We start from the raw sequence: 13,305 nt of genomic DNA, 5'->3' as shown, positions 1-13,305 counted from the left end.
TATTCCCATCTATTTCTATTATAAACGAAATAAGCCTATACGAGAGGAGACATTGCTCTAGGAAAATTGTTTTTCTTAAAGCCTGTGATACGCTTGTTCATCGCAGATAATAAACAAGGGAGCATATTGAGGAAGATGCTCGTCCAGTTTTTCCATAATGGAAAGGTCATGGCGGGAGGCAACAAGAAGAATCCCTTTTTCATCTAATGCCTGCTTAGCTTCACGGTACGTCTGCCAGCCAAAAGTGTTTTCAATCCGGTAAAGATCGTATCCATCACTGCATGTTAACTGACGGATAATTTCACTGGAGCCGTTAAACAAAATGGAACGTGCAGCTAAATGAGCTGCTGTATCATTTGGTGTAATAAACTCTTCTACGTTTGCATGTGAAAAAGCAGGCAGGTTACCTGAATCCGCCACTTCGCAAATTGTGTACACATTTTGCTTCTGTTTTTGGGCAGCAGCTTCAATACTTGAAGCGATCAATAGAGTCAGGCCGTCTGCTGTCGAGGCGTTTGGTGCTTGATCAGGTGAAAAAATCATAATAGATTTAGCTTTTAAAAAGTTCGCCTGCCGCAGCATTTGCTCAGAAGCGGGAGCACCTTTTACAAAATCGACGCGTTCATGGAGGAAAGGCGTTTTTGCTTCTGTTTCATCCATGATGACGATGCAGATGTCGGGAAAGGTGTCGAGCAATTCTAGTAAAGTAATCCGTGCCCGGTTCGTCCAGTTGATCAATATAATGTGCTGTTCACGTGTAATCGTCAATCGTCCTTCCTCCTTCAATCGTTTTCGCGCACTCAGTGTATCAATGGCTTTTCCGATCAATACGGTCATGAGACCAATGCCGAATACGTACAGCAGCATGGCGAAAATCTTTCCAGGGACCGATACCGGCGATAAGTCGCCGTAGCCGACCGTCGCAACAGTTGTCATCGTCCACCATAGCCCGTTAAAAGGGGAAGTAAACGTTTCAGGTTCTATGTAATACATAAAAAAGCTGCTGAACAGTACAAGGGACATGGTGGCGAAAAAAAGTGTCCAGCTGCTCATGTGCATGGCTTTAAAGAAAAGTCTTCGAAAAAAAATCATCTGCAGGTTCCTCCTTTCAGAGTAAATCTTCTGTATAAGACACAAGTGGAAATAGGGCGGACTTATTATAAATGGTTTATTTCGCCAGTGTTCAAGGTATTCCTTCAAATTCGGTCTATTAACCGATTTACATTTGCGCAAATAGCCGGTATTTTGAACATAATCCAGTGAAGCGGGAGGGTGGGAAACGCTGTTTCGAAAAGGGAGGTTATCTGTGCGCAGGCTGGAAAAAAGGGATGAATCTAAACTGGTTAAATGGCTGTCAGATCCGGTTGTGCTGACCTTTTATGAAGGCAGGGATAATCCTTTTGACGCTGAAAAGGTCCGCAAAGAATTTTACACAGAAGGAGCTGGGGTAGTCCGGGGCATTATTGAGTTTGACCAAATTGAGATCGGTTACATTCAATATTATCCCATTGAAGAAGAGGAACGAATACTGTATGGCTGCCGGGCAGATCAAATCGTTTATGGAACAGACCAGCTTATTGGAGAAGTGAATTATTGGAATAAAGGAATTGGTAAGGTACTCGTAAAAGCGGCGGTAGAACACTTAATTTATACGAAGCAGGCACAAAAGGTAGTAATGGATCCGCAGGAATGGAATGCACGGGCGATCCGCTGCTATGAAAAATGCGGATTTCAAAAAGTGAAGCTGCTGTCGGAGCGGGAATGGCATGAAGGAGCGTACCGCAATTGCTGGCTTATGGAATATACAAAATAAAAAGCGGAGCCAGAAGGCTCTGCTTTTTAATTGATCATTTTGTTTGGAGGCGGTGTGATAGTAAGGTCAGCCGGCGGGTGGAATTCTTTTTCCATTTTAGATACAACCACTGTTGCCACACCGTTTCCAATTAGGTTTGTAATAGCACGTGCTTCTGACATAAACCGGTCTACACCAAGAAGAAGGGCAATTCCTTCAACCGGAATCATCGGGAATGCAGCCAGTGTTGCTGCGAGTGTGATAAAACCGGAGCCAGTAACACCTGCTGCTCCTTTAGATGTCAGCATAAGAACGCCTAACAGCGTAAGCTCCTGCCAGATTGTTAAGTCTACACCGTAAGCCTGGGCAATGAAGATAGCGGCCATTGAAAGGTAAATAGACGTTCCATCAAGATTAAATGAATAGCCTGTTGGAACAACAAGTCCTACAACTGGTTTTGAACATCCGTAGTCTTCCAGCTTTTTCATCAATTTCGGAAGTGCTGATTCTGAAGAAGATGTTCCTAAAACAAGCAAAATCTCTTCTTTAATAAATGCGATAAATTTAAAAATGTTAAATCCATAAAGCTTTGCAATACCGCCAAGAATGACGATAACGAAAAGAGCACATGTAATGTAAACGCCGGCCATTAACTGACCAAGTGATACGAGCGAGCCAAGACCAAATTTTCCGATTGTGTATGCCATGGCGCCGAATGCGGCAACAGGAGACACCTTCATAATCATGTTTACGATGCCGAAGAAAATATCAGCTAATCGCTCAAACAAGTCGACAACCGGTTTTCCTCGCTCTCCAAGAGCGGCAAGAGAGGCTCCGAAGAAAATGGCGAAGAATAAAATAGGAAGCAAGTCGCCGCCTGCAAGTGCCGCCATTGCGTTATCTGGAACAACACCGAGGATAAATTCCATAAATCCGTGGCTTGATTCTTCAGCACCTTTTGTGTACTCTGAAACATCGCCGCCTTCAACGGAGCCTGTATTAAATCCTGCCCCTGGCTTAAGAACATTGACAACTAAAATACCGATAGCAAGTGCGAATGTTGTAACAATTTCAAAATAAAGAAGTGCTTTACCGCCGATCCGGCCGACTTTCTTTAAATCACCCATGCTGCCGATTCCAATCACGACAGTCAGGAAAATAATTGGAGCAATGACCATTTTGATCATTTTGATGAAGATATCAGCCAGCACTTTCAATTGCTCTCCAAACGCCGGAAAAGCAAGACCAACTGCAATACCTAAAAGAATCCCTATGATGACACGAACAGTTAAATTATTTAAAGCTTTCTTCATATGAAAACCTCCTTTAACGTATTTGATAGCGTTTTCATTTCTTTGATAGAATCATATCAGACTCCAGCAGGAATAAATATTTTTGGTTTTAATGGTTTTTTTGGTCTTTTTGGTCAAAAAAAAGAACGCTTATTCAGCGTTCTTCATCAGGAGGAAATTGAATTTGTTTGATTAAGTCAGAACCGACTTCGTTTTCAACCTGTTGATACAAAGGCCTGAACAGGCGAAGCCACTTTTTCTGCTGTTCGACTGTTAAGGAATGAATAGTAATCGGAGAAGTCCGCTTAATTTCTTCGAGCTGCTCCGCATTCATCTGGCCTGCTTTTTTCATATTCCATTCGGTCGTTTCGTTCATCGCCTCTGTGATCTTTTCTTGAATTTCTTGTGGAAGCTCGTCCCAGAATTTCTGATTAATCATGACTGCATAGCCAAGATAGCCGTGGTTGCTGACGGTCAGATGGTTTTGTACTTTGTAAAGACGTTTGGAATAAATGTTTGAGATGGTATTTTCCTGCCCGTCAATTTGTCCGGATTCAAGCGCCTGATACACATCATTAAAGGACATAACCGCAGTATTCGCCTTCAAAAGACGAAACTGTTCCGCGATAATTGGCCCTGGCATAACACGAAACGTCTGACCCTGAAAATCATCTGGCTCAAGCAGCGCATTTTGGCTGCTTGTCATCTGTTTAAACCCGTTCAGCCAGAAGCTAAGTCCTTTTACATGCGGATCTTGTATCATGGAAAGGAGCTCTTTACTCGTTTGTCCGGTAAACACTGCTTCCACCTGACTTTCACGCTTGAAAATAAACGGGAGATCAAGTACCTTCCACTGAGGGACCGTATCAATCAGCTTCGGAAATGAAGCCGCTATCATTTCTACTTTTCCATTTTGCAGCGCTTCATATTCATTGCCATCTGAATAAAGAATACCGTTCGGATAAATTTCGACTTTTACCTGGCCTTTAGTTTTTTCTTCTACAAGATCGGCAAACTTCCGGACAGTCAAGCCTTTTGGCGTGTTTTCGGCTACCACGTGTGAAAAGCGAATTGTAATGCTTGATCCGAGGCTTTCCTGTTCATCATCATAGGAAAGCAATTGTGTTTTGGCGGCTTCATTGTATTGGTAAAAATAATAGCCGGTCAGTATAAGGAGCGTAAAAAGGCAGAAGCTGATGTATTTAGCCACAGGCATCACCTCTGTTAAACATTTTTTTCTTATCATATCACGTTTTGACTGGCCGGCTTGTTTTCTTTAACATGGTAAAATAAATAGATACGAGAATCTTTTAGAATGGCGGCGTTATGAATGGTACGTATTCCAATTCAGTGGAAAATAACAGGGCTGATCGTATTTATACTCCTTTTCTCTTTTTTCGCACTTGGCATTGCTCTGACCGGCAATTATCTGCAAACAAAAGAGAGCGAACTGCGGGACCGAGCTATTTTAACGGCACGTACAGTCGCTGAATTGCCAGGTGTACCGGGCGAACTCGCTTCATCGAGCAGTGTAACAAAAGAAGCAGTGGAGGCAGTGGAAGAACTGCGGGTGATTAATGGAGCGGATTATATCGTTATTTTAAATATGAACCACATCAGGCTTACCCATCCGATCAACAGCCAGATTGGTAAAGTATCGAAAGGGGAAGATGAAGGGCCAGCTTTTGCCGAGCATGCGTATGTATCACGAGGAAAAGGAGAAACAGGTACAATCATTCGTGCCTTCGTGCCAATCATGGATGCCTCATACAATCAAGTTGGTGTTGTAATCGCAGGATTCAAACTGCCGGAAATTATAGAGATGCTGCTGTCTGTAAAAAAAGAGATATTTATTGCGACGGGTATCGCATTGTTCATTGCTCTATGGGGAGCGTATATGATGGCACGAGATATCAAACGGCAGATGTTTCAGCTTGAGCCGCATGAAATCGCGCAGCTCGTTGTAGAAAGAACCGAAGCATTCAATGCGATGCATGAAGGGATCATCGCAATTGACAGGGATGAACGGATTACCATCTTTAATCATAAAGCAAAAGAAATGCTTGGTATCAGTGGAGAAGTGATCGGCCGGAAGATCAGAGACGTGCTTCCGGATACGTACTTGCCGGAAATCCTTATGCTGGACCGCCCCATTTTAAATAAGCAGCTGCATATACGCGATAGAGTCATTGTTTCCAACCGAATTCCAATTCGGGTGAAAAACGTTACGGTTGGGGCGATTGCGATTTTTCAAGATCGAACACAGGTCACAAAGCTTGCAGAAGAGCTGACCGGAGTAAAAGCTTTTGTAAGTGCTCTGCGCGTACAGAACCATGAGCATATGAATAAGCTTCACACGATTGCCGGCTTGATTCAGCTCGGGAACCGGGAAAAAGCGCTGGAATATGTGTTTCAAGTATCGGAGGAGCAGGAAGAATTAACCCGCTTTTTAACAAAGAATATTCGCGATGACAGTGTGTCGGGGCTGCTGCTCAGCAAAGTAAGCCGCGGAAAAGAACTCGGGGTTCAGGTGACCATTGACCGAAACAGCTCGCTGCATACATTTCCGCCTCATATGGATCATCATGATTTTGTACTCATACTGGGCAATTTGGTTGAAAATGCGTTTGACTCGTTTGAAGACCCTAAGGAAGACAACGAAATTTATATCAGTATTCAGCAAACAAGTGATATTGTTTCGCTTTTGGTTGAAGACAACGGGGCAGGGATCAAGGAAGAGGATCAGCCATTCATTTTTAAACAGGGCTTTTCAACGAAAGCGCATACAGGAAGAGGGATTGGTCTGCATTTAGTGAACGAAATCACTGCTAAAGGAAGCGGGCGCATTCACCTTGAATCTGTGCCGGGCGAAGGGACAACCTTTTCTCTTGTATTTCCAATGAAGCCAAAAAAGGATAGGGGGAATGAAGCGTGATAAGGGTGCTGCTTATTGAAGATGATTTAATGGTTCAGGAAGTAAACAAGGAGTTTATCAACAAAGTAGACGGATTTGAGGTAATCGGCATTGCCGGCAACGGAAAAGAAGGAATGGAGCTGATCCGCCGCCTCTCCCCGGATCTTATTGTGATTGATTTATATATGCCATTAATGGGAGGGCTTGAGACACTTCATTTATTACGGCAGGAAAACATTCAAGTAGACGTAATCGTGATCACGGCCGCAAGTGATATTGATACCGTACGCCAGGTGATCCAGCATGGCGCATTTGATTATATTATGAAGCCGTTTAAATTTGAGCGGATGAAGCAGGCGCTTGAACACTATCAATCTGTTCAAAATCGTTTAAGGGAAAAAGGAAGAATCAGCCAGGAAGAGCTTGACAGCCTTTTGTTTCAAAAAGCAGGAGGGCCGGATGAAGCGGAGCAGCTTCCAAAAGGGCTGAATGCTGTTACACTGCAAAAAATTGTTTCACATCTGCAGAAAACAGATAGGCCTTTGTCAGCAGAAGAAGTTGCAGAAGGAGTCGGCGCCGCCAGAGTTACCGTGCGTCGCTACTTGGATTATTTAGAAAAAAATGGAAGAGTAAAAATCGATATTCAATACGGTGTGATCGGCCGGCCTATCAACCGTTATAAGCTGGCATAACCGGAGGCGCCGAATTCTTTTCGTAATGATACAATAGAAGCAAACAAAAAGAATGGAGTTCCTTTGTATGCTTCGAGCAATAAACATATTTTTAACGCGGTGGATGCCGCTTTTAACACCTATGAGTGTTCTTGCCGGCGTTTTATTAGCAGAATGGATTCACTCATGGGCGTTTATTGTGCCATGGGTCTTTGCGTTTATGACGTTTACCGGCAGTTTAAATTCGAATTTTCGGATGCTGCATCATACGATGACCCATCCGTTTCCTGTTTTTCTCGCGCTTGTGATTCTTCACATTGTTACGCCGCTGTTTGCCTGGACGGCCGGACATCTTTTGTTTCCCGATGATCCACTCATTGTTACAGGCTTTACACTGGCGCTTGTGATTCCGACCGGCATTACCAGTGTGATCTGGGTAACGATGTACCGGGGCAGTGTACCGCTTGCGCTTGTAATTATTTTACTTGATACGATTCTGTCACCTGTTGTTGTGCCGTTCAGCATGTCTGTGCTGGCCGGAAGCAAAGTGGAGATGGATGTTTTGGAAATGATGAGCGGGCTGTTTTGGATGATTGTGCTGCCGTCATTGCTTGGCATGCTTGTGAACGAGTGGGTGAAAGCGGAAAAAGCAAGCCGGATCAGCCAGACACTGTCGCCTTTTTCAAAGCTGTCGCTTCCGCTCGTTATTGCGATTAACAGTGCTGTGGTCGCTCCTTATTTACGCGATATTGATTTGAAATTTATTCAGATTCTCACGACTATTTTATTTGTTGTGTTGTGCGGCTATCTGCTTTCCTGGGCCCTTGCAGTGGCTTGCAAACAGCCGCATGAAACCATCGTGACGCTTATTTATACAGGCGGTATGCGCAATATTAGCGCGGGTGCCGTCATCGCCGTTAACTTTTTTCCGCCACAGGCAGCAGTGCCGGTTGTGGTGTGCATGCTCTTTCAGCAAATGCTTGCGGCATTTCATGGGTTTCTGCTTAAAAAAGCGTACCCGAGGGAGGTCAGTGCATGAGAAAAGGAAAATGGAAGCTGCAGACCGTTATTATTGCTTTTGTTTGTGCAGTCGTTGCTTTTTCTCTGCTTGTGACAGATATTTTAGTTACAAAAACGGTTACCGATTCGGTTGAAGCAGGACAAGCAGAAAAAGCCCAGAACGCTTCGCGCATGGTAGCACATACCCCTCTAGTGGCCCAAGTGCTTGCAGGAGCCAGGGATGAAAAAGAACTTCAATTGTTTACAAACGACATTCGCAAAGTGACAGGTGTTCAATTTGTAGTCGTCATGGATATGAAGGGAATTCGAAAATCGCATCCGGACCCTGACGAAGTCGGAAAGCCATTTGCCGGCGGTGACGAAGAGCATGTACTGGCTGGCGAAGACTATATATCCACAGCAGAAGGCACGCTTGGTCCATCTGTACGGTCATTTACACCTGTGCTAGATGAAAAAGGTGTACAAGTCGGCGCCGTGGCAGTCGGCATTTCACTGGAAAGTGTTGAAAATGCAGTCGTAAGCAGCCGAAACAATATTCTGGCCGGAACAGCTGCCGGTATTTTAGCCGGTATTCTCGGCGCTGTGCTGCTCGCTCGTTACATTAAAAAAGTGCTGCTTGGCCTGGAGCCTTTTGCGATTGCCCGACTCGTTGAAGAACGTGATGCCATCCTTCAATCCGTCCATGAAGGCATTATTGCGGTGGACCGCGATTCAACAATTACACTTACGAACAGAGCAGCCGTCTCCTTGTTCAGGCAAGGAGAAAAAGAGTCGATTCCGCTTCATTCTCTGCAGCGCGTAATGGAAACAGAGCAGCAGGAAATTGACCGTGAGCAGCGGATCAATGGCGTTGAGCTGCTCGTGAACAGCGTGCCGATTCACGTGGATGGAGTGGTTGTCGGGGCGGTGGCCACCTATCGTGACAAAACAGAAGTGAAACTGCTGGCTGAACAGCTGACGGGAGTCCGTTTATACGCGGATGCACTTCGGGCTCAGACCCATGAATTTATGAACAAGCTTCATGTAATTTTGGGCATGGTGCAAATGAAGTCGTATGAGGAGCTTGCCTTATTTATTCAAGAGACGGTTGATTTTAAAAGTAATGAGATTCAAACGATGACAGAAAAAATAAAAGATCCGGTACTGGCCGGCTTTCTTGTTGGCAAGCTAAGCTATGCGCGTGAATCAGGTGCTTCCTTGCATCTGAAAAGTGATTTTCCGATCCCGCAGCCGGAAGATCCAGCGCTCACTCATGATTTGATTACGGTTGTTGGCAATTTAATTGATAATGCGATCGATGCGGTGCAAAAAAGCCGGAAAAAAATTATTCATGTTGCATTCAGCTATGGGGATGATATCCTAACAGTCGAAGTCGCCGACTCCGGCTGCGGCATTGAAGAAGAAAAACAGCACCGGTTATTCCAAAAAGGGTTTTCCACGAAAGGAACCGGCCGCGGCATTGGATTGTCACTGGTACACGATATTCTTGCCCAGCGGGACGGTGAGTTTGATTTATTATCAGAACCAGGCAAAGGAACAAAACTAACCGTTTATATACCATTTCCTGAGAAGGGGGAGAAAAGGAAAGCATGATACGCGTTTTGTTAGTAGAAGACGAACAGCGTGTAGCTGCTCTGCACGCAAAATATGTAGAAAGCATCAGCGGATTTTCATTGTCCGCATCAGCTGGAACGGTGGAAGAAGCTATTTCAGTTATAGAAAGCCAGGGAATTGACCTTATTCTGCTCGATATTTTCATGCCGGGTCCGCATGGATTATCGCTGCTGACTTATGTAAGGGAAAGAGAAAAAGAAGTGGATGTAATCGTCATATCTGCTGCTTCTGATATGGAACGGGTCCAAAAAGCAATTCGCTATGGCGCCGTTGATTATTTAATTAAACCATTTCAATTTGACCGGTTTGAAGAAGCATTAAAAGAATATCGTGATAAACGGGCATTTACGGCACAAACCCGCCAGGTCAGCCAGGAAGAATTGGATCGCCAGCTGCTTGGCAGGAGAGAGCAGGATATGCCGAAGGATATTCCAAAAGGGCTGACAAAAGCTACGCTCAATCAAGTGTGGGGAGAGATTGAAGAAATAGAAGGTGCTTTTTCAACAGAAGACATTGTGAAAAGAGTCGGCATTTCCGGTGTTTCTGCACGCAAGTATTTAAAGTTTCTCACCGACATCGAGGTGCTGGATGTAAGAGTGGTTTATGGTACGGTAGGACGCCCGGTTTATCAGCATACACGCAACCTTTCCAAGGAGTATATTATGAAAAACTTTCTGTAAGCAGTTTGAAACTGCTTACTTTTTTTAGTTAAAAAACAATTTAAAAAAATAAATAATATATGATAACGCTTTAATTCCAGATAAGATGAAGCAAGAAACAAACAGGAGGTTATCAATATGGGAGCAGAAAGAAAGTTGGAAACGTTTCCTTCTAACGATCAAAAGCCATCTTTTTTCCAAAAATTAAATAGTATTACTGTAGGACCAGTTCCACTGCCACTTTATATTGTGCTGGCAGCTGTCATTTATGCAGCATCAGTATACAATCAGCTGCCGCCGGATATGATTGGCGGATTTGCCGTAATTATGATTATGGGGATGCTGCTGGGCGATCTTGGTATGAAAATCCCTATTTTAAAAGATATTGGCGGTCCGGCAATTCTGGCGCTGCTTGTTCCATCCATTTTAGTTTTCTTTGACTTAATTAATCCAAGTGCAACAGAAGCTGTTACAACGCTTATGAAAACATCGAACTTTTTATACTTATATATTTCGGTGCTTGTTGCCGGAAGTATTCTTGGTATGAACCGCAAAGTATTGATTCAAGGGTTTACACGCATGTTTATCCCGCTTGTATTAGGGACGCTGGCATCTGTTGTGGCAGGCTGCCTTGTCGGCTTGTTATTCGGCTACAGCATTAAACACACATTCTTTTATATTGTTGTGCCAATTATTGGCGGCGGTATTGGTGAAGGTATTCTACCATTGTCACTTGCTTATGCGCAGATTTCTGGCGGTGCAGCAGAATCCTTTGTTTCTCAAATGATCCCGGCTGCAGTTATCGGTAATATTGTTGCTGTTGTATGTGCAGGCCTTATGATGCGTCTGGGTGAGAAAAAACCTGAATTAACAGGAAATGGAGTTCTTGTTAAATCAAAAGAAGGGGACCAGATTTCCTCAGAAACAACGATTAACAAACCGGTTGATTTCTCGTTAATGGGTGCGGGGTTGTTAATTGCTTGCAGCTTCTTTATCTTCGGAAGCTTTGCTCATTTGTTCCTTGGTATTCCGGGTCCAGTCTTGATGATTGTCGGTGCAACCCTTGTTAAAGTATGTCAAATGATGCCTGCACGTATGGAGCAGGGTGCGTATCACTTGTACAAATTCGTTTCAACAAGCTTAACGTGGCCGTTAATGGTCGGGCTTGGCATGCTGTATATTCCGCTTGAAGATGTAGTGAAAATTGTAACACCGGGGTACGTGGTTGTCTGTGCAGCCGTTGTAATTTCGATGGTTGCAACAGGATACTTTGTCGGAAAGTTCATGAAAATGCATCCGATTGATGCAGCAATCGTAACAGGCTGCCATAGCGGCCTTGGTGGAACGGGTGACGTGGCGATCCTGTCTGCTTCGAACCGTATGTCACTAATGCCATTCGCGCAGGTAGCAACACGCCTGGGCGGTGCCTCTACGGTTATTTTAGCAACATTGCTAATGAAAATGTTTGGGTAAGGAAAGAAAAACGCTTGTCTCAATCGAGACAAGCGTTTTTTACTTTTTACTCCTGCTCTGGCGATCCCGGTGGGCGGCAGCTAGCTCTTCTGCATCACCTTTTAGCAGGAAAAATGAAATCAAACCGGAAAAAAGGGCCGCCCCGGCGGAAATAAGCAGGCGGGTATCGCGTGCAATCATGGCATAATCCTTGTTCAACATCCAGGTGGCAATGGAGAAAACAATTACCATAACAGGAATGACAAAAACAAAGCGCTTTAGCATTCTGGCCGTATCCTTTCCACTTTTTTTCTTAGTGTAGCACATTCTTTTCCAAAAAGCGGGACGTATTAAGCTGTATTAAAAAAGGGAAAGCCGAGCTGACATTTCGTGACACGAAGTTTTTTGTTATAATAGGGAACAGATTAAATAGAAATCAGGTGTAAGAACGTGGAAGAAAAAAAAGAAACGGCTTTTTGGTCGATTATTTTTGCTGTTTTTTTCGGGAATTTTCTAGCAGTGATGAATACATCTACTGTCAACGTAGCCGTTCCAGCATTTATGAGTGAGTTTCACGCAGATCTGCCGGCAGCACAGTGGACAGTAACAGGGTTTATGCTGGCAGCCGGGGCGGTAGCACCGGCTGCAGGCTGGTTTGGCGCACGTTTTGGCTTTAAGCGTGTGTATTTAGCGGCGCTCATTGGCTTTTTTGTTTGCTCGCTAATCAGTGTGTTTGCCTGGAGTATGGAAAGCTTAATTGTACTGCGTATTTTGCAGGGGACATTCAGCGGCATGATAATGCCATCTACCATGACACTCGTATATAAAACGATAGAAAAAAGAAAACAGGCGTACGGCATCAGCTTGTGGAGTTTGTCGGCGGTACTTGCGCCAGCTCTCGGTCCGGTGCTTGCCGGCTTTTTTATCGATGTTGCGGGCTGGCCGGCATTATTTTATTTAAATCTTCCGATTGCAGCAGCGGCCATTTGGGCAGCAGCGGTATTTATTCCCGGGACAGACGCAGGGGCGAAAATGCCGTTTGATCTGCCGGGGCTTTTATTGTCCTTTATAGGCAGTATTCTTCTTTTGACTGCTTTTGCAGAAGCAGAGTCGTGGGGATTCACAAATGTGAAAAAATTAGCCGTCGCGGGTACAGCACTCATTTTGCTGTTTTTATTTGTACGGCGCGAACTCCGTGTCCAGTTTCCGCTGCTGAACTTTGAAGTACTGACGCACCGCCGTTATGCTTACAGTCTTTTGCTTAGTGCCGTTATGTCTGTTGGGCTGTACGCGGGGGCATTTTTAGTACCGATTTTTCTGCAAAGCTCACTCGAATTCGGTGCGCTTGAAACAGGACTTATTATGATGCCGGGGGCGCTCGTGATGGCGCTGTTTACACCGGTAACTGGCAAGCTGTATGATAAAACGGGGCCGGCACCGCTTATTTTCTCAGGGCTGTTTATTATGATTATCGGCAGTTACATGATGGGGCACTTAAGTATTCAGACGACCATGAGCTATGTGATCATTTGGACGTCGGTGCGCTACCTTGGCATTGCTCTTTGCAATATGCCAATTACGAATGCAGGTATGTCGGCTATACCGGTGGAATTAGCTGGCTACGCATCTGCACTCAATAACTGGACGCGCCAATCGATTGCTTCCCTATCCATCGCTTTGTTTTCAGCGCTGCTGGCGTTTCGTTCCTCGGTTTACACGGAAGGAGGAACAGAAGCTCATGCTTCCTCTGCAACAGCAGCAGGTGACGTGTTTTTATATTCACTTACCCCACTCGTTGTGGCGCTTCCGCTTGCTTTTTTGCTGAGGAAAAAGCAGTCCGTAAAGACAATATTTCAGAAAAACGAATACTGAGTCTGAAAAAATAAAGGCT

The 13,305-nt window shown here is 44.5% G+C and carries 12 protein-coding genes; 8 read left to right on the top strand and 4 right to left on the bottom strand.

What is annotated here, in order from left to right:
• Positions 1-75: 75 nt before the first annotated feature.
• Positions 76-1,092, bottom strand: a complete 1,017-nt coding sequence (locus tag VP97_RS13285; RefSeq protein WP_050182340.1) for a potassium channel family protein — start codon at positions 1,090-1,092, stop codon at positions 76-78.
• A 214-nt stretch (positions 1,093-1,306) separates the two neighbouring features.
• On the opposite strand from VP97_RS13285, the gene VP97_RS13280 reads away from it, so the two are divergent.
• Positions 1,307-1,813: a GNAT family N-acetyltransferase gene (locus tag VP97_RS13280; RefSeq protein WP_245629889.1), complete on the top strand. Its 507-nt coding sequence runs from the start codon at positions 1,307-1,309 to the stop codon at positions 1,811-1,813.
• Positions 1,814-1,839: 26 nt separating this feature from the next.
• Here the strand turns inward: VP97_RS13280 and VP97_RS13275 are convergent, their stop codons facing one another.
• Entirely contained in the window at positions 1,840-3,105 is a 1,266-nt protein-coding gene (locus VP97_RS13275; protein WP_050182338.1) for a dicarboxylate/amino acid:cation symporter, read from the bottom strand.
• 133 nt (positions 3,106-3,238) lie between these two features.
• Positions 3,239-4,294 carry a DctP family TRAP transporter solute-binding subunit gene (locus VP97_RS13270; protein ID WP_245629888.1) on the bottom strand — a complete coding sequence of 352 codons (1,056 nt, stop codon included), beginning with the start codon at positions 4,292-4,294 and terminating at the stop codon, positions 3,239-3,241.
• A 120-nt stretch (positions 4,295-4,414) separates the two neighbouring features.
• Between VP97_RS13270 and VP97_RS13265 the strand changes: the two genes are divergently transcribed.
• The 6 genes from VP97_RS13265 to VP97_RS13240 all read left to right on the top strand — a co-directional run bounded on the left by VP97_RS13265 (position 4,415) and on the right by VP97_RS13240 (position 11,435).
• Positions 4,415-6,019: an ATP-binding protein gene (locus VP97_RS13265; RefSeq protein WP_050182337.1), complete on the top strand. Its 1,605-nt coding sequence runs from the start codon at positions 4,415-4,417 to the stop codon at positions 6,017-6,019.
• Entirely contained in the window at positions 6,016-6,690 is a 675-nt protein-coding gene (locus VP97_RS13260) for a response regulator (protein WP_050182336.1), read from the top strand. The genes VP97_RS13265 and VP97_RS13260 overlap by 4 nt, the downstream gene beginning before the upstream one ends.
• 67 nt (positions 6,691-6,757) lie before the next feature.
• On the top strand, positions 6,758-7,708 hold the full coding sequence (locus tag VP97_RS13255; RefSeq protein WP_050182335.1) for a bile acid:sodium symporter family protein: 951 nt from the start codon (positions 6,758-6,760) through the stop codon (positions 7,706-7,708).
• Complete coding sequence (gene dcuS / locus VP97_RS13250) at positions 7,705-9,282, top strand: DcuS/MalK family sensor histidine kinase (RefSeq protein WP_050182334.1); 1,578 nt, start codon at positions 7,705-7,707, stop codon at positions 9,280-9,282. Before VP97_RS13255 ends, dcuS begins: the two co-directional genes overlap by 4 nt.
• Entirely contained in the window at positions 9,279-9,983 is a 705-nt protein-coding gene (locus VP97_RS13245) for a response regulator (RefSeq protein ID WP_050182333.1), read from the top strand. The genes dcuS and VP97_RS13245 overlap by 4 nt, the downstream gene beginning before the upstream one ends.
• 117 nt (positions 9,984-10,100) lie before the next feature.
• On the top strand, positions 10,101-11,435 hold the full coding sequence (locus VP97_RS13240; RefSeq protein ID WP_050182332.1) for a 2-hydroxycarboxylate transporter family protein: 1,335 nt from the start codon (positions 10,101-10,103) through the stop codon (positions 11,433-11,435).
• A 39-nt stretch (positions 11,436-11,474) separates the two neighbouring features.
• On the opposite strand, the gene VP97_RS13235 is transcribed toward VP97_RS13240, so the two are convergent.
• The gene (locus tag VP97_RS13235) at positions 11,475-11,699 is read right to left on the bottom strand and encodes a hypothetical protein (protein WP_050182331.1); all 225 of its coding nucleotides are present in this window, start codon (positions 11,697-11,699) and stop codon (positions 11,475-11,477) included.
• Between the two features lie 165 nt (positions 11,700-11,864).
• Here VP97_RS13235 and VP97_RS13230 point away from each other — a divergent pair, with 165 nt between their 5' ends.
• Positions 11,865-13,286 carry a DHA2 family efflux MFS transporter permease subunit gene (locus tag VP97_RS13230; RefSeq protein WP_050182330.1) on the top strand — a complete coding sequence of 474 codons (1,422 nt, stop codon included), beginning with the start codon at positions 11,865-11,867 and terminating at the stop codon, positions 13,284-13,286.
• Positions 13,287-13,305: the final 19 nt, after the last annotated feature.

The sequence above is a fragment of the Domibacillus robiginosus genome, from assembly GCF_000966195.1.
GTDB classification, from domain to species: Bacteria; Bacillota; Bacilli; order Bacillales; family Domibacillaceae; genus Domibacillus; species Domibacillus robiginosus.
The sequence above is the reverse complement of the archived record's forward strand: the minus strand, read 5'-3'. Positions and strand labels throughout refer to the sequence as shown.

Bases quoted from the DNA above. Each gene is read 5' to 3' on its own strand.
- VP97_RS13240 (WP_050182332.1), top strand. From the start codon at position 10,101: ATGGGAGCAGAAAGAAAGTTGGAAACGTTTCCTTCTAACGATCAAAAG.
- dcuS (WP_050182334.1), top strand. From the start codon at position 7,705: ATGAGAAAAGGAAAATGGAAGCTGCAGACCGTTATTATTGCTTTTGTT.
- VP97_RS13245 (WP_050182333.1), top strand. From the start codon at position 9,279: ATGATACGCGTTTTGTTAGTAGAAGACGAACAGCGTGTAGCTGCTCTG.
- VP97_RS13285 (WP_050182340.1), bottom strand. From the start codon at position 1,092: ATGATTTTTTTTCGAAGACTTTTCTTTAAAGCCATGCACATGAGCAGC.
- VP97_RS13235 (WP_050182331.1), bottom strand. From the start codon at position 11,699: ATGCTAAAGCGCTTTGTTTTTGTCATTCCTGTTATGGTAATTGTTTTC.
- VP97_RS13275 (WP_050182338.1), bottom strand. From the start codon at position 3,105: ATGAAGAAAGCTTTAAATAATTTAACTGTTCGTGTCATCATAGGGATT.
- VP97_RS13265 (WP_050182337.1), top strand. From the start codon at position 4,415: ATGGTACGTATTCCAATTCAGTGGAAAATAACAGGGCTGATCGTATTT.
- VP97_RS13255 (WP_050182335.1), top strand. From the start codon at position 6,758: ATGCTTCGAGCAATAAACATATTTTTAACGCGGTGGATGCCGCTTTTA.